General features: G+C 45.2%; 14 protein-coding genes. 9 read left to right on the top strand and 5 right to left on the bottom strand.

Features of this window, described 5'->3' with window-relative positions:
• Positions 1 to 189: 189 nt before the first annotated feature.
• From NQ546_RS04640 to NQ546_RS04630, 3 genes are all read left to right on the top strand, one after another.
• Positions 190 to 1,191, top strand: coding sequence for an aldo/keto reductase (locus NQ546_RS04640; RefSeq protein ID WP_039953507.1), 1,002 nt, complete (start codon positions 190 to 192; stop codon positions 1,189 to 1,191).
• A 191-nt stretch (positions 1,192 to 1,382) separates the two neighbouring features.
• Entirely contained in the window at positions 1,383 to 2,036 is a 654-nt protein-coding gene (locus NQ546_RS04635; RefSeq protein ID WP_004295132.1) for a DUF4136 domain-containing protein, read from the top strand.
• Between the two features lie 58 nt (positions 2,037 to 2,094).
• Complete coding sequence (locus NQ546_RS04630; protein WP_004292317.1) at positions 2,095 to 2,724, top strand: porin family protein; 630 nt, start codon at positions 2,095 to 2,097, stop codon at positions 2,722 to 2,724.
• Positions 2,725 to 2,829: 105 nt separating this feature from the next.
• Here the strand turns inward: NQ546_RS04630 and NQ546_RS04625 are convergent, their stop codons facing one another.
• From NQ546_RS04625 to NQ546_RS04615, 3 genes are read right to left on the bottom strand one after another with little or no spacing between them, the layout of a single operon-like run.
• On the bottom strand, positions 2,830 to 5,868 hold the full coding sequence (locus NQ546_RS04625) for a glycoside hydrolase family 3 N-terminal domain-containing protein (protein ID WP_004292316.1): 3,039 nt from the start codon (positions 5,866 to 5,868) through the stop codon (positions 2,830 to 2,832).
• On the bottom strand, positions 5,869 to 6,717 hold the full coding sequence (locus NQ546_RS04620; RefSeq protein WP_004292315.1) for a bifunctional metallophosphatase/5'-nucleotidase: 849 nt from the start codon (positions 6,715 to 6,717) through the stop codon (positions 5,869 to 5,871).
• Between the two features lie 28 nt (positions 6,718 to 6,745).
• Positions 6,746 to 7,516, bottom strand: coding sequence for a 5'-nucleotidase C-terminal domain-containing protein (locus NQ546_RS04615; protein ID WP_004292314.1), 771 nt, complete (start codon positions 7,514 to 7,516; stop codon positions 6,746 to 6,748).
• 170 nt (positions 7,517 to 7,686) lie between these two features.
• Here NQ546_RS04615 and rplS point away from each other — a divergent pair, with 170 nt between their 5' ends.
• On the top strand, positions 7,687 to 8,040 hold the full coding sequence (gene rplS / locus NQ546_RS04610) for a 50S ribosomal protein L19 (RefSeq protein WP_004292313.1): 354 nt from the start codon (positions 7,687 to 7,689) through the stop codon (positions 8,038 to 8,040).
• A 189-nt stretch (positions 8,041 to 8,229) separates the two neighbouring features.
• Here the strand turns inward: rplS and NQ546_RS04605 are convergent, their stop codons facing one another.
• Positions 8,230 to 9,210 (bottom strand): ROK family protein, encoded by a 981-nt coding sequence (locus NQ546_RS04605; RefSeq protein WP_004295136.1) that lies wholly within the window; start codon positions 9,208 to 9,210, stop codon positions 8,230 to 8,232.
• 178 nt (positions 9,211 to 9,388) lie between these two features.
• Here NQ546_RS04605 and NQ546_RS04600 point away from each other — a divergent pair, with 178 nt between their 5' ends.
• The 5 genes from NQ546_RS04600 to NQ546_RS04580 all read left to right on the top strand — a co-directional run bounded on the left by NQ546_RS04600 (position 9,389) and on the right by NQ546_RS04580 (position 15,225).
• Positions 9,389 to 10,105, top strand: coding sequence for an ABC transporter ATP-binding protein (locus tag NQ546_RS04600; protein WP_004295137.1), 717 nt, complete (start codon positions 9,389 to 9,391; stop codon positions 10,103 to 10,105).
• A gap of 38 nt (positions 10,106 to 10,143) precedes the next feature.
• Entirely contained in the window at positions 10,144 to 11,400 is a 1,257-nt protein-coding gene (locus NQ546_RS04595; RefSeq protein WP_004292310.1) for an ABC transporter permease, read from the top strand.
• A 67-nt stretch (positions 11,401 to 11,467) separates the two neighbouring features.
• Positions 11,468 to 12,709 (top strand): ABC transporter permease, encoded by a 1,242-nt coding sequence (locus tag NQ546_RS04590; RefSeq protein ID WP_004292309.1) that lies wholly within the window; start codon positions 11,468 to 11,470, stop codon positions 12,707 to 12,709.
• Between the two features lie 51 nt (positions 12,710 to 12,760).
• Entirely contained in the window at positions 12,761 to 13,867 is a 1,107-nt protein-coding gene (locus tag NQ546_RS04585; protein ID WP_004292307.1) for an efflux RND transporter periplasmic adaptor subunit, read from the top strand.
• A gap of 29 nt (positions 13,868 to 13,896) precedes the next feature.
• Complete coding sequence (locus tag NQ546_RS04580; RefSeq protein ID WP_004292305.1) at positions 13,897 to 15,225, top strand: TolC family protein; 1,329 nt, start codon at positions 13,897 to 13,899, stop codon at positions 15,223 to 15,225.
• Between the two features lie 394 nt (positions 15,226 to 15,619).
• Here the strand turns inward: NQ546_RS04580 and NQ546_RS04575 are convergent, their stop codons facing one another.
• Entirely contained in the window at positions 15,620 to 16,471 is an 852-nt protein-coding gene (locus NQ546_RS04575) for a hypothetical protein (protein WP_004292300.1), read from the bottom strand.
• Positions 16,472 to 16,550: the final 79 nt, after the last annotated feature.

Below are 16,550 nucleotides of genomic sequence, written 5' to 3'. Positions count from 1 at the left end.
CAGTTAAAAAAGTATCACATGTTGCAAATATAGCCATTATTTTCATTCCAATATTTACAAAATCCATTTTAACTCTTAAATGACTAATTTATTATTGCAAAAAAGCGCAGAGTATTTTAAAGAATTTACTTACTTTTGCTTTCACTGTTTTTACTACCTTATAATAAAGTTCAACTAAAACCTACAGATATGATCAATTCCATCTATTCTCCAGCACCTGACAGATACGACAGCAATATGAAGTACCGTCGTTGTGGTAAAAGCGGCATTCTACTCCCTGAAATATCTTTAGGGCTATGGCACAATTTCGGTGATGTCAATGCATTCTCCAACTCTTTAGCAATGGCACATTACGCATTCGACCGAGGTATTACCCATTTCGACCTTGCCAACAACTATGGTCCTTCCTGCGGTTCGGCTGAAGAAACATTCGGCATGATTATGAAGAAATCATTTATGCCCTACCGGGACGAGTTATTCATTTCCACCAAAGCTGGACATGAAATGTGGGCAGGACCTTACGGTGACTGGGGTTCCCGAAAGTCTTTGATGAGCAGCCTCAACCAAAGCCTGAAGCGAATGAATTTGGATTATGTAGATATCTTCTATATCCATCGCTACGATCCCAATACCCCTCTTGAAGAAACACTTCAAACACTGGTTGATATTGTACGGCAAGGGAAAGCACTCTACATCGGTATCTCCAAATACCCTAAGGACAAAGCAGAATTAGCTTATAAATATCTGGAAGAGAGAAATGTTCACTGTCTCCTCTACCAAGGCAGATACAATCTGTTCAATCGCGAACCGGAGGAAGAAGGCATTCTGCGACAAGCTAAAGAAAACGGTACAGGCTTTATTGCTTTCTCCCCTTTAGCACAGGGATTGCTTACCAACCGCTACCTTAACGGGATCCCTGAAGACTCGCGGATTGCCAAAGGTGGTTTCCTTAAAAAAGAAGCACTGACAGAAGAAATTCTGAGAAAAATCAAGGCACTGAATGAACTTGCTTTTCATCGCGGGCAGACCCTTGCCGAAATGGCGCTTGCATGGGTGCTGAAAGACAACATGGTGACCTCTGTCATTATCGGAGCAAGTTCCGTCGGGCAACTGACAGATAATCTGAAAGCGATAGATAATACGACTTTCTCCGCAGAAGAATTAGAAAGCATCTATCAAATTGTAAAATAGGTATTAATAAGCCTGCATACAATAGGGCGATGATGTATTTACGATACATTTATCACCCTATTCCTTTATTGTTCGCCACATATTTAACATACTTCTTTTTGAACCTTTTATTTTTTATCTTGTTCTTTCTCCAAAAGCCTAAGGTACCAATAGGGCAGGAATTTATATTTAACCTAAACAATTATAGAAGTATGAAGAAATTTATTCCTTTATTATTAGCGGTCTTCGCAATAGCATTTGTTTCTTGCGAAAAAGACCCTGACATGGATAAGCTGGACAGCAAGTATCTGGTTTATACCAATTATGACACGAAAGCAGACTTCAAAGCTTTCGAAACCTATTACTTACCGGATAGCATCCTTGTTATCGGAAACAGTAAAGATGCCGAATACTGGAAAGACGAAAGTGCACAGGAAATCCTCAGCGCATACGTTACTAATATGAACAACCGCGGTTACGTTCGTGTAGACAAACGTGAAACAGCAGATCTCGGCTTGCAGGTCAGCTACGTAAAAAGCACTTACTACTTTACAGACTACGGACGCCCCGAATGGTGGTGGAACTATCCAGGCTATTGGGATGCCCCTTATTGGGGTAACTGGGGTGGTTGGTATTATCCATACGCCGTAAATTATGCTTATAGTACCGGTTCCTTCATCACCGAATTACTGAACCTCAACGCTCCTCAAGGCGAGAAAGAGAAACTTCCTGTCCTGTGGACCAGCTACATGAGCGGACTGTTGAGCGGTTCAACGTCCTTCAATACTAAGATGGCGGTAGAAGGCGTAAACCAAGCCTTTACACAATCTGCCTATCTCAACAGGATGAGTGCTCAACCCAGATAAGTAATAAACTATTCCTATCTTAGAATGCCATTGTTGAATTTATAAAACAAGAACAAGTATGAAAACATTGAAATATATATCTTTGAGGGCATTTGCTATCGCCGCCCTTGCCCTTGTCTTTGCCATGCCGGCAAAGGCACAAATGACCGATAACGGTTATGCCAACATCGACTGGCAGTTCAACTTTCCTTTAAACAATCACTTTGCCGATAAGGCTAGCGGTTGGGGTATGAACTTTGAAGGCGGTTACTTCCTGACGTCAAACTTTGCTTTAGGAGGTTTCCTTTCTTATCACAGTAATCATGAATATTTTGACCGTCAGACTTTACCGGTTGGTGAAAGCGGCAGTTTGAATACAGACCAACAGCATACCGTATTCCAGTTGCCTTTCGGCCTTGCCACACGTTATGCCTGGAACCGCGGCGGTGCATTCCAACCGTATGTAGGCGTAAAACTCGGTGCACAATATGCCCAGTTGAAATCTACCTTCAACGCATTTGAAGCCAATGAAGATACATGGGGTTTCTATGTATCTCCGGAAATCGGCTTTAATGTTTATCCATGGGCTTATGGTCCGGGCTTGCATTTTGCCGCCTATTATAGTTACGGAACAAACAAAGGTGATCTCTTCACTTATAGCGTAGACGGAATGAACAATGTAGGTTTACGCATTGGTATCGCATTCTAACATACACACCTAAAGCTTAACAGAATAAATTAATTGTTTCAAAAAAGGAGCCGATGCTATTATTACAACATCGGCTCCTACTTCTTTTATTAAGATATGATGACCTTACTTCAACACCGCCTGATACATCGCTTCTTGTATTTTTCCTCGGATATCCAGCTTTAGCAACTTCGAATTCCACACATTCGGATAAATGCGATTACTAAGGAATACATAAACCAAACCATTATCAGGATCCACCCATGCACAGGTACCGGTAAAACCTGTATGTCCGTACACCGATACCGGAGCAGAAGGAGCACAGGGGCTTTTCAGCGGATTCTGCACATCCGGTTTATCGAATCCTAAGCCACGACGACTGTTTTTAGCGACCGTAGTAGTGAAAACCTTACAAGTTTCCTTACTCAAATAACGTTTTCCATTCAATTCACCATTATTCAGCAACATCTGATAAATCTGCGCCACTTCCTCTGCCGTAGAAAATAATCCCGCATTACCCGATACACCACCCTGAAAAGCAGCAGACTCATCGTGTACAAACCCTTGTAGAGTAGTTTTCCTTAAGAAGGGATCAACAGAAGAGGGGACAATATCCTCTTTGGACAAAAAATCCAACGGTAGGTATCCGGTACGCTTCAACCCCATTGGCGCATAAAACTCCTGTTTCAGAAATTCGTCCATAGGTATTCCTGCTCGTATCTCAACCAGTTGTTGCAAAAGGATAAAACCAACACAACTGTAACGGTACCGTTTGTCTTTTAAAGGAGTATCAACAATTTTTTGAAGATATTCCTTTTTGAAAGACTCGTTCAACCAAAGGCTGTCGCAAACCTGCAAAGTGCATTCGTCAGTACGCACTTTCGAAGTCAGCCCCTGACGGAAATGGAACTTAGGGTTAGCCCATGTCTGCTGTCCAATGCGAACGGAGTGTTGTTTGTCCGGCCGAGACTTAAATAAAGTACCGTTATAACTATCCTTGTCAATGGCGTCCTGATAGAACAACAAAGTAGAAGGCAATCCTGACTGATGGAACAGCAATTCCCTGACAGTGATATTACTCTTATCCGTATCTTTCAGGTAAGGAAGATAATCAGACACACGATCTGTCAAGTTCAAGCGTCCCTTGTCATAAAGCTTCATTACAGCCAATAAAGTAGCCGTCGTTTTGGTTAAAGAAGCAACATCATACACAGAAGTCGGTGTCACCGGAAATACATCCTTGTTCCGGGCTGTATTCCATGTATAAGTTCCAAAGGCTTTATTGTACATTTCTTTCCCGTCTTTCAAAATAACAACCTGACATCCAGGATAAGCACCTTCCCGTATGCCTTCCCAAGCAATCGTATCAATCCGCGCCAATAAGCGGGAGTCCATTCCATGCTCTTCGGGAACAAAGTGAGGCTCTGTCTGAGAACAGATATTCGTCCCATCTCCAGCAGTAAACAAACTACCGATACTTGCCGACAGTCTGCCGTCCGCCGTAGCATCCGCATAGAGAACCTTAGCAACCTGCCGCTGCACTTCATCATCAGAAGAATGTGCCAAAACCACCGCTTTGGAAGCAGATATGCCCTGATGTATTTGCAACAACTGCTTACCGGGAATGAAAAAGACATATACTACCGGAGTATCCGGTGTAAACTCCGCAAAGAAAGACTGATAAGCCGCCAAGCGTTGCTCAGTCACGCATACTAAAATACGTTTATACTTCGACAATTTATCCCTCAAAGCCTTGCGCCCGGCACCTGACAGATCTTTCTCCAACCGGAACTCTACCGGATGCGTATATTCAGAAAGCTGTTTGATAAAAGGCTGTATCTCCGCAGCCGTACCGACGTTCAACACAGCAACATCCTTAATATCCGGATCCAGTGGCAATACCTCCGTCGGATTACTAAGTACGGTAATAGCCGCCGCATTCAAACGGCGAATCAAATCGCGCGTATAAGGTGTATTAATCCGCATATCCAGACCTGAGAGACGGACCATTGGCTTCTTATTCAGTCCCAAAGCGTATTTATAAGTCAGCACTTTGCGACACTTCTCTTCTATTGCCTGTTCTGACAGTTCACCACGTTTTACGGCAGCCAACACAGCAGCTACTTCTTCTTTGATACGCCGGGGAACAAGTAACAAATCATGCCCAGCTTTCAGCGCTTTCAAACAGAGTGATCCATTATTCGAAACCCCTTTCATTGCCAGAGCATCCGTAAAGACAAGCCCTCGGAACTTTAATTCGCGCATCAGCAAATCATAAACCACTTTACGGGAAAGCGAAGAAGGTAATCCGGGCTCCTTCTCGAAAGCCGGGACTTCCAAATGTCCCACCATAATGCCGCCTAACCCTTCCTCAATCACTTTCTTAAAAGGATACAGCTCCACGCTATCCAAACGCTCGCGTGTGAAAGTCAGGACAGGAAGCGCCTTATGCGAATCTACATCCGTATCTCCATGACCGGGAAAATGTTTGGCTACCGACAGTACTCCCCCGTCCTCCAGCCCTCTGGCATAAGCGATAACCTTATTAGCTACGTTCACCGGATCTTCACCGAAAGAACGGGTGTTGATAACCGGATTTTTCGGATTGATATTGACATCTGCCACAGGAGCAAAATTTACCTGTACGCCGAGTTCCTTGCACTGCCTTGCCATTTCACGCCCATATTCATAAAGCAAGCTATCATTCTGTATACACCCCAGTACCATATTCTTCGGAAAAGCGGGAGTGTCCCGCAGACGCATGGAAAGCCCCCACTCTCCGTCAAATGTTATCAGTAAAGGAATATCTGCCATACGTTGCGCCTCATTTGTCAACACAACCTGGTTTTGCATCAAGCCACCCGAAAACAGCAGGCCTCCAACTTTATAGTCTTCAATAACCTTACGCAACAATTCCCTGTTACTTTTATCCTGATGAGGCGCAATTGTATAAATAAAAAGCTGTCCTACACGTTCTTTCAGACTTAGCCTATCTAACACAGAGTCTACCCACAGCCTGCATTGCATGTCATCCTGCACCGGACGTACCAACAAAGGCTCTACGGGTTCTACAACTACCTGTGCCACCGGACAGCGTTTTGCATCCGAAGCAAAACGTCCGCAAAATCCCATTATAATCAGAACAAACAGTAACAGCCTTTTCATCTACTCCTCCTCAGATAATGTCAAATCCAATTCTCCAACAAAAATACCATTCTTACCCGTATGCAATACCGGAATACTTTTGCCCTCGGCATTCAGGAAAAAAGCAGGCTTCTCCATAAAGGTATGAGAATGCCCACCCAAAATGACATCAATGCCTTTGGTTTCCGCCGCCAGTTTCTCGTCGCAAACCCCATTCTTAATACGAAAACCGAGGTGGGAAAGACAAACAACGACATCACACCCCTCTTTTGTCCGTAAACGATCGGCAATTTTCTGTGCCACAGCAATTGGGTCATTGTACACAATACCTTCACATTTATCAGCCTGTACCAACCCCTCCATTTTAGGGCTCAAACCAAACACACCGATTTTCATTCCATTGCGATTCAACACAACATAAGGTTTCACCAGACCCTCAAGGACAGTTCCGGTAACATCATAATTGGCACACACCACCGGAAAATCGGCCATACGAAACAAACGTGCCATGTTGTCCAGGCCGAAATCAAATTCATGATTACCGATAGTCATGGCATCATAGCCCATAAGATTCATCATTTTAACTTCCACCTCACCCTGAAAAAGATTGTAATAAGGAGTACCTTGTGAAATGTCACCGCAATCAAAAAGCAGTACATCAGGATGTTTGGCACGATAATCTTTCAAAAAAGTGGCACGACGTACCACACCGCCCATACCGGCATACTGGTCGGCTGCATGCGAGTCAATTGGTTCAATACGACTATGAGTGTCACTGGTATGCAGGATCGTCAGTTGCTTAGTCCGCTGCGCCGATGCTGCCAACGATACGCAAAGTATCAGCAAGCAATATATAGATATACGTTTCATCGATTTCTCATTTTTTAGTTTTCAAACTTTAATCTTCCACTGTGATCCTTCCCTCCATGCGAGAAGTAATCTTCTCCCCTTCTGCCGTCTGCCGCTCTACATAGTCCATGAATAGAGAACGTAGAGTCGCACCTTGAGGACATTCTCTTTTCTCTGCCCGGATCAGGGCAGTCATACCATCGTTGCCGTCGGCCAGATAGTCGATAGTAGCAACTGTATACATTCTATCTTCAACAACCGGCTTACCGGCTACTGTGGCCCGCAGCAATTTGCCATCTTTAGTAATATGCAACTGCACTCCACTGACCCCTTCGCCGCCGCACGCCGCTATATTCTCAAATAAATGATTCAGATCAGCTCCTTTCAAAGTCACTACACAAAGTGAGTTCTCAAACGGTAATATTTCATAGATGTTACCGCAAGTAACAGGCCCTTCCGTAAGCACATTACGCAATCCTCCTATATTCACAAGACCCATATCGGCAGGTTTTCCAAGCACTTGCACCGCCGCCCCGCGCAGCACGTCGGCCACAAGATTGGAAAGAAGGCTTTCTGGAACACCCCTATCCATGGACATCTCTGCAGTACCTACCACCCGGTACATCATGCTGTCTATCTTTGCTTTATAAGGAGAGAGCAACGCCACAGCTTCCGCGTCAGGATTGACATCATACACAGAGTCTATCGGCTGCATACGCCCTTCCACCTTCGTTACATCGTAAACAGAATGGCAAGATGCCAACGAAAACGCCACTGCCAATGCTGCTCCGGAAACGAATTTAAAATAACTATTTTTCATATTTATCCATTTTAAATTGCTACAAATATAAAAAGAAAAACTCACATCTCTTTGTCAATCAAAAGAAAAACTCTACCTTTGCACCGCTTTCGCGCAATCGCTGTCAGGACATAGAGTGAGAAGCCTGGTATGTTGCGTTGTAACGATCAAACAATTTAATAATAAGAACAATGGATTTAATTAAAATTGCAGAAGAAGCATTTGCTACCGGCAAACAACACCCGAGCTTCAAAGCAGGTGACACTGTTACAGTAGCATATCGTATCGTCGAAGGTAACAAAGAGCGCGTACAGTTGTATCGTGGCGTTGTTATCAAGATTGCCGGACATGGAGACAAAAAGCGTTTCACTGTACGCAAAATGTCTGGTACTATTGGTGTAGAACGTATTTTCCCGATTGAGTCACCGGCTATCGACAGCATCGAAGTGAACAAAGTGGGTAAAGTTCGTCGTGCTAAATTGTACTATCTGCGTGCTCTTACCGGTAAGAAAGCAAGAATTAAAGAAAAAAGAGTTAACGGTTAATCCCCAACTCCTATTTCTAAATAAAAAAAGGAAACCATTAAACGGTTTCCTTTTTTTATGTTCAGGTCTCTGCCGAAGAAAGATTCTCAAGTCCATACAGCTACACAAATTCCATCTTTATCCAGCATAAAAATATCCTCGCGCAAAAAAACTGCACGAGGATATTCCTATTTGTTTTCATCCGAGGGATCACTCAAGCCCTTTCAGTTCCCAACCCAATGCACTGGCTCCCAGCACAGCAGCATCAGAATCTTTCAATTCAGATACCATAAGTTTTGTCTTACCCTTATAAATAGTCAGGATATTATCATCGATAGCTTTTTGGATAGGTTTGAGGATATAATCACCGGACTTAGCCAGTCCACCGAACAGAATAATTGCCTCAGGGCTGGAGAAAGCGATAAAATCTGCAAGCGCCTCACCTAAAATGGTACCGGTGAAGTCAAAAATATCCTGCGCCAGTTTATCACCTTGTACGGCTGCATCATATACATCCTTAGATGTGATCTCTTCTGCCGGAATAGAGCGCAACAAACTCGGTTCGGTACGTGCAGTAAGGAACTCACGTGCAGTGCGTGCCACACCGGTAGCCGAGCAATAGGTTTCCAAACAACCATGACGCCCACATCCGCAAATACGACCATTCTCACGACGTATAATAGTATGTCCCAACTCGCCGGCAAAACCATCATGTCCATATACCATTTGTCCGTTAATAACAATGCCGCTACCTACACCTGTGCCCAAAGTAATCATAATGAAATCCTTCATGCCACGTGCGGCACCATAAGTCATTTCACCGATAGCAGCGGCGTTAGCGTCATTGGTCAGTGCGGTAGGAATACCCAAACGCTCTTCAAACATAGCAGCCAGAGGGATTACTCCTTTCCAGGGAAGGTTAGGAGCAAATTCTATCGTACCGTTATAATAGTTACCGTTAGGAGCACCTACGCCGATACCTTTTATCTTATCAACGCCACCATTTGCCACAATCAACGGAAGGAGTTTTTTACATACTTCATCCACGTAATTTTCTGCCTGTTCATAAGCTCCCGTCTTAATTGAGTCAGTGGCAATAATAGTGCCACGCGCATCTACGATGCCAAAGACGGTGTTCGTCCCGCCTATGTCAATCCCCACTACATAGGGTTTTTCCATGCTTGAATTCATGATATTTACTTTTTTTGTTTAAAGGGTTAGTTATAACATTATATGGTACAAATTACACAAAGAAAAACGACACTGCAAAATCTTTTTTTAAAAAACTTTGCTCCATTTGCAACTTTTCGTACCATTGTTGCGTCTAATAGTCAAAATTAATAAGAACAAAGCAATAAACAGAAAAATCGTGATACAACTAAAAGACATTAACAAAACCTATAATAACGGAGCTCCATTACACGTTCTTAAAGGCATCAACCTTGACATTCAAAAAGGAGAGTTCGTATCCATTATGGGAGCGTCCGGTTCCGGAAAATCCACTTTACTTAACATATTAGGTATCCTGGATAGTTATGACACCGGAGAATATTACTTGAACGGCACACTTATCAAGAACCTGAGTGAAACCAAAGCAGCCGAGTACCGTAACCGTATGATTGGCTTTATCTTTCAGTCATTCAATCTGATCTCTTTCAAGAATGCGGTAGAAAATGTTGCCCTCCCACTCTTTTATCAGGGAGTAGGACGCCGGAAACGTAATGCTATGGCCTTGGAATATCTGGAACGTCTGGGGCTGAAAGAGTGGGCACATCACATGCCCAACGAGATGTCCGGCGGACAGAAACAACGCGTCGCCATTGCCCGCGCACTGATCACACAACCCCAAATCATCCTTGCCGATGAACCGACCGGCGCTCTCGACAGTAAGACATCCGTAGAGGTGATGCAAATTCTGAAAGACTTGCATAAAACAGGAATGACAATCGTGGTCGTAACTCACGAAAGCGGCGTAGCCAACCAGACGGATAAGATTATCCACATTAAGGACGGCGTGATAGGCAGTATCGAAGAAAATCTAAATCATGACGCATCACCATTCGGCAAGGACGGATTCATGAAATGAAAAATTAGCATATCAACACATAAATCAATTATCGCATTATGCTGGACCTTTGGCAAGAAATATACGGTACAATCAAGCGCAACAAGCTGCGTACGTTCCTCACCGGTTTTGCGGTGGCATGGGGCATCTTCATGCTTATTGTACTACTGGGAGCAGGCAACGGACTCATCCATGCCTTCGAACAAAATGCTTCCGAGCGCGCCCTGAATTCCATTCGCCTGGGTGGAGGCTGGACCACCAAGTCATACGCAGGTCTGAAAGAAGGGCGGCGCATCCGAATGGAAAACAAAGACCTCAACGCAACTGAGAGATACTTTCCGGACAACATTATCACCGCCGGCGCCACCCTGCAGCAAGGCGATGTGAACATCAGTTTCGGGCAGGAATATATCAATATCTCACTAATGGGCGTGCATCCCAATTACGTACAATCCGAAGCTATAAAGACTGCAACCGGACGTTTCATCAATCAGAATGATGTGAAAGAGCGGCGGAAAGTTATCATCCTCCATAAGAAGTCGGCGGAGATTCTTTTCAAGAAGTCGCATACCGAACCTGTCGGCCAGTTTGTCAATGTCGGTGGTGTGGCTTACCGGGTAGCCGGGTTATATGAAGACCAAGGCGACCAAAGCAGTGTTGCCTTTATTCCGTTCTCTACTCTGCAAACCATTTATAATAAAGGTGATAAGCTCAACAATATCATCTTCACTACAAAAAATCTGACGAGTGAAGAAGCCAACAAAACTTTTGAGAAAGAATATCGTAAAGTCATTGCCGCCAACCACCGTTTCGACCCGGAAGACGAAGGTGCGATCTGGATATGGAACCGTTTCACACAATACATGCAGACACAAAATGTTGCCGGTCTGCTCCGCACAGCCATTTGGGTGATAGGTCTTTTCACATTATTGAGCGGTATCGTAGGAGTATCGAACATCATGCTGATTACAGTCAAGGAACGCACCCGCGAATTCGGAATTCGCAAAGCGCTGGGGGCCAAACCGCTTTCTATCCTTTGGCTGATTATCGTGGAAAGCGTTACAATCACCACTTTCTTCGGTTATATCGGTATGGTAGCAGGTATCGGAGTAACAGAATGGATGAATTCCGCTTTCGGTAATCAAACGGCAGACGCAGGAATGTTTCAGGCAAGGATGTTCTCCGACCCCACAGTAGACATCGGCATTGCCATACAAGCTACATTGACTTTAATTATAGCAGGCACGCTCGCGGGGTTCTTCCCGGCTAAAAAGGCTGTAAGCATCAGTCCGATTGAAGCGTTGAGAAGCGATTGACAGACTGCGTTTTATGATTAACCGCATTACCGAATACAAAACACTAATCATTAAACACTAAAATAACGTGAGAATAGATATAGATACATGTGAGGAAATCCTTGTCACGATAACAAGAAACAAGACACGCAGCCTGCTGACGGCATTCGGTGTGTTTTGGGGAATTTTTATGCTGGTGGCACTCATTGGCGGCGGACAAGGCATGCAGGAGCAAATGAAATCACAGTTTGAAGGTTTTGCCACAAATTCCGGATTTATTGCAGCACAAAAGACAAGTGAGGCTTATAAAGGTTTCCGTAAAGGCCGCTGGTGGGACTTGGAAATGGAAGATGTGGAACGGGTGCGCAGCATCGACGGAATAAAAATAGCCACCCCGTCATTCGCTCTTTGGGGGCAAACTGCGGTTTACGGAGAAAACAAATACGAATGTAGCGTCAAGGGATTATACCCTGAATATGAGCAGATAGAGCATCAGGAAATGACTTACGGGCGCTTTATTAATGATGTGGACATACGCGAAGCACGAAAAGTATGCGTCATAGGCAAACGTGTTTACGAAAGTCTTTTCAGACCTGATGAAGACCCTTGTGGGAAATATATCAGAGTAAACGGCATTTATTACCGCGTTATCGGCATGTGTTCCTCCGAAGGTAATGTCAACATACAGGGACAAGCCTCGGAAGCCGTCACCCTGCCTTTTACGACAATGCAGCAAACGTATAATCTGGGGCAAAGGATAGATGTTGTGTGCTTCATCATGAAACCGGGAGTAAAGGTTACGGACGTAGAGCCTGAAATAGAACGTCTCGTCAAAGCCGCCCACTACATTTCACCGGACGACAAACAGGCAATCATGTTCCTCAACGCAGAAGCGATGTTTTCCATGATGGACACCCTGATGACAGGCACTCGCATCCTTATCTGGATGGTGGGTCTGGGAACTTTATTTGCCGGAGCGATTGGCGTATCCAACATTATGATGGTTACGGTCAGGGAACGCACCACGGAGATAGGCATACGACGGGCTATCGGTGCACGTCCCAAAGATATTCTGCAACAAATTCTTTCGGAGAGTATGGTGCTGACCACAGTGGCCGGCATGGCGGGAATCTCTTTTGCCGTATTTATACTGCATATACTGGAAAGTGCAACGAATGAACCGGGGGCAACTGAAACTCATTATCAGGTATCTTTCGGGTTGGCAATCGGCACGTGCGCCCTTCTTATAGCATTAGGGGTATTGGCAGGACTGGCCCCGGCCTACCGCGCAATGGCTATCAAGCCGATTGAAGCGATAAGGGATGAATAAGGAGACACAATGTGGAAAATATAAAGAATAAAACAATAATATTAAAATAAGATGAAAACAAAGAAGTATCTGAAAATCGCATCATTGGTAGTGGTGGCTGCCATATTTATTTGGACATTCGTGTTCTTGTATCAGAAGTCCCAACCTAAGGTAAAGGTGTATGAAACGATTGTCCCGGAAATAGCCGATTTGGAAAAGACAACCGTAGCCACCGGTAAAGTGGAGCCAAGAGATGAAGTACTCATTAAGCCGCAAATCTCCGGTATCATTTCCGAAGTGTATAAAGAAGCCGGACAAAGCATCAGGCAGGGCGAAGTGATAGCCAAAGTAAAGGTTATCCCCGAACTGGGTACACTGAACTCCGCCGAGAGTCGTGTCCGCCTGGCAGAGATCAATGCCCGGCAGGCAGAAACGGACTTTGCACGTATCGAAAAGCTATTCAATGACAAGCTCATCAGCGACGAAGAATACGAAAAGGGTGAAGTTAGCGTGAAACAGGCACGCGAAGAGTTGCAAACAGCCAAAGATAATCTGGAAATCGTGAAGGAAGGCATCACCAAAAACAGTGCTTCGTTCAGCAGCACACTGATTCGATCCACTATTACCGGATTGATTCTGGACGTGCCTATCAAGGTCGGCAACTCCGTTATCATGAGCAACACCTTCAATGACGGAACAACCATTGCCACCGTCGCCAACATGAACGATCTCATCTTCCGGGGAAATCTGGACGAGACCGAAGTAGGGCGCGTACATGAGGGGATGCCGGTGAAACTGACTATCGGCGCCCTGCAAGACCTGTCGTTCAATGCCACATTGGAGTACATCTCTCCCAAAGGAGTGGAAGAAAACGGAGCCAACCAGTTTGAGATCAAGGCAGCCATCCAGGCACCGGATAGCGTGCAAATCCGTTCCGGCTATTCCGCCAATGCAGAAATTGTACTGGAGCGTGCACTAAAAACGCTTGCCTTGCCCGAAAGCACAGTAGAGTTCAGCGGAGACAGCACCTTTGTATATGTACTCACCGACAGCATACCTCAGCAGAAATTTAAACGCCAGCAAATAGAAGTCGGCATGAGCGATGGCATCAAGATTGCCGTCAAAAGTGGCCTGACCGCCAAAGACAAGGTGCGCGGTGCCGAGAAAAGCGACAAATAACCAACATTATTATATGAAATAGGAACGCTATGAAAAAAAATATATTCATATGTCTGGCTATTCTGAGTTGCACGCAAGTCCAAGCACAAAACCGCTGGTCGCTGCGTCAATGTATAGACTACGCCATTGAGCACAATATCGATATCCGCCGGACAGCCAATGCAGCCGAACAAAGCAACATCGAAGTGAACACTGCCAAGTGGGCACGATTGCCGAACCTCAACGCCAACGCCGGCCAGAACTGGAACTGGGGACGTACGCAGACTGCAATCAAAGACGAAAACACCGGTGATTACTCCACTGTATACGTCAATACGGCCAGTCATGGAACAAATATGTCTGTTTCAACCAGCATCCCGTTATTTACCGGACTTGAAATACCCAACCAATATGCCTTGGCCAAGCTGAACCTGAAAGCGGCACTCGCCGATTTGGAGAAAGCCAAAGAAGATATCTCCATCAATATAGCCTCGGCTTATTTGCAGGTATTGTTCAACGAGGAATTGCACCGGGTATCTTTAGGACAAGTGGAACTGAGCAAAGAACAGTGCAACCGCATAGAACGGTTGGCCGAAGTAGGGAAAGCCTCTCCGGCGGAAGTTGCCGAAGCCAAAGCACGCGTAGCACAGGACGAAATGAATGCTGTGCAGACCGGCAACAACTATCGATTGGCCCTGCTCGATCTCAGCCAGCTCATCGAGCTGGAGACTCCGGAAGGATTCCTTCTGGAAGATCCAACCGCAAACATAGAGCTCATTCCGCTAACCCCTCCGGATGAAATCTTCCAAACGGCACTGGTCAGCAAAGCCTCCATACAAGCGGCACAATATCGCCTGGAAGGAAGCAAACACAGCATCCGCATTGCCCAAAGCGCTTATTATCCGCAATTGAGTTTCAGCGGAAGTCTCGGAACGAACTATTATTCGACAATCAACCGTACTTTCAGCCAGCAGATGAATGACAACTTCAACAAATATGTCGGCTTCAATCTGAGTGTGCCTATCTTCAACAGACTGGCCACACGCAACCGGGTACGCACAGCCCGCCTGCAGCGCGAAAACTATTCCTTGCAGCTGGATAACGCCAAAAAGAGCCTCTACAAAGAGATTCAGCAGGCATGGTACAACGCGGCGGCATCCGAAAGCAAGTATACGAGCAGCAGTACGGCAGCATCGGCCAGCGAAGCATCCTTTAAGCTGATGAGCGAGAAGTACGAGAACGGAAAAGCAAATGCCGTAGAATATAATGAAGCCAAGCAGAACTTGATGAAAGCGCAGTCTGACGAGCTCCAAGCCAAATATGAATACCTTTTCCGCACCAAGATACTGGACTTCTATAAAGGAGAACCCATCGAATAAATGCAGCTCGCCCGCAATGGCATCCCTGACCGGAGAAGGAACAAACCTACCTTTCTCCGGATGTTCCGCCCACTAAGGCACATTCATACTGCAAAGAACCGGGATGCCTGCAAGGGTAAACCGGAATATCTTTAGGAGTGAACTATCATTAAAAGCCTTTTAATATGACATTATAAGCCTTTTAATACTATATTAAAAGGCTTATAATTATAGATAGGTATAGGAAAGAAACCACGAAAGAAAGATTATCAATCGTAAAGATCACCGGTCAAAGGATATATCTATAAAAGCGGATAACCAAATATATAATTTTAGTTGTTGTGTGTTGATACGCCCCTTTCTCTCCGCTCATACGGAGGGAAAGGGGCGTTCATCATAGATACATGACAAGGGCTTAGTTACGCCTCATCGCGCCGTTATCCTTATCCGACGAACGGGAAGAGGCACGTGTGCTGCGTGTGGAGGATGAGGAGGAACTGCTACGTCTTACGCTCTCCTTTTGAGAGCTCCGCTCACGTCTGGACTTACTTACTTCTTTCTTGGTATCGGAACGGCGCGTCGAACCATTGACACCCGGACGGCGATCGGACTGCCCTACGCCAGGGCGTGCACCGGAATTTGGGCGCGTACCGGAGTCAGGACGCATATTGGAGTTAGGACGGATATTGACCGAACCGAAATCCGCACGCCGACTCGTATGGTACGATTTATTATCACGAATGCGGAAAGGGCCGTTGTAAGCAGGATGATTATGCCGTCCCCGGTAATAGCTCACATTGTGGTGATGGGTACGATAATGCCCGCCGCAGTAGGTGCGATAATGATGAGGACGCGGATAGTAAAAATGGTTCGGGTTGGAATAAGTGACATAAATCCGGAAAGACCAGCGCCCACCGCTCACATAAATCGGGCGGAAGAAGTAGGCAGCCTGCATGAAACGGGAGTACTGCCGGCTACTCAACACCCAACGCAAATCGTCATTGCGCACATCCAGATAATCATAGTAACGGTTCAACGCCCATTCCTCACCCCGCAACACATCATCCATCAGATAACGCACACCGGAAATGAAGTCATAATTAATTTCATACACATCGTTATACTGTGCTGTATTCAGGTTCAGTTCATAAGCCATCTTATCCGTAAGGAAACGCGTCTCTTTACGTACTCTACTGTTGCTCATCGCAGCATGGCAAACGGTAGTGCTCATTATTGCTGCAAATAATATGAATAATATTCGTTTCATGGTAACGTTCTTTATAGGTTTAATATTCCATCAACTTTTTAGTGAAAACAAAAATAGGGGAATATTTTCCCCCATCCTT

The organism is Bacteroides eggerthii, from assembly GCF_025146565.1.
In the GTDB taxonomy this organism is placed as follows: domain Bacteria; phylum Bacteroidota; class Bacteroidia; order Bacteroidales; family Bacteroidaceae; genus Bacteroides; species Bacteroides eggerthii.
Note: the sequence above shows the minus strand (reverse complement) of the source record. Positions and strands in the feature narration are given on the sequence as shown.

Excerpts from the sequence above, each read along its gene's own strand:
- NQ546_RS04640 (WP_039953507.1), top strand. The coding sequence starts at position 190 with ATGATCAATTCCATCTATTCTCCAGCACCTGACAGATACGACAGCAAT.
- NQ546_RS04635 (WP_004295132.1), top strand. The coding sequence starts at position 1,383 with ATGAAGAAATTTATTCCTTTATTATTAGCGGTCTTCGCAATAGCATTT.
- NQ546_RS04630 (WP_004292317.1), top strand. The coding sequence starts at position 2,095 with ATGAAAACATTGAAATATATATCTTTGAGGGCATTTGCTATCGCCGCC.
- NQ546_RS04625 (WP_004292316.1), bottom strand. The coding sequence starts at position 5,868 with ATGAAAAGGCTGTTACTGTTTGTTCTGATTATAATGGGATTTTGCGGA.
- NQ546_RS04620 (WP_004292315.1), bottom strand. The coding sequence starts at position 6,717 with ATGAAACGTATATCTATATATTGCTTGCTGATACTTTGCGTATCGTTG.
- NQ546_RS04615 (WP_004292314.1), bottom strand. The coding sequence starts at position 7,516 with ATGAAAAATAGTTATTTTAAATTCGTTTCCGGAGCAGCATTGGCAGTG.
- rplS (WP_004292313.1), top strand. The coding sequence starts at position 7,687 with ATGGATTTAATTAAAATTGCAGAAGAAGCATTTGCTACCGGCAAACAA.
- NQ546_RS04605 (WP_004295136.1), bottom strand. The coding sequence starts at position 9,210 with ATGAATTCAAGCATGGAAAAACCCTATGTAGTGGGGATTGACATAGGC.
- NQ546_RS04595 (WP_004292310.1), top strand. The coding sequence starts at position 10,144 with ATGCTGGACCTTTGGCAAGAAATATACGGTACAATCAAGCGCAACAAG.
- NQ546_RS04585 (WP_004292307.1), top strand. The coding sequence starts at position 12,761 with ATGAAAACAAAGAAGTATCTGAAAATCGCATCATTGGTAGTGGTGGCT.
- NQ546_RS04580 (WP_004292305.1), top strand. The coding sequence starts at position 13,897 with ATGAAAAAAAATATATTCATATGTCTGGCTATTCTGAGTTGCACGCAA.
- NQ546_RS04575 (WP_004292300.1), bottom strand. The coding sequence starts at position 16,471 with ATGAAACGAATATTATTCATATTATTTGCAGCAATAATGAGCACTACC.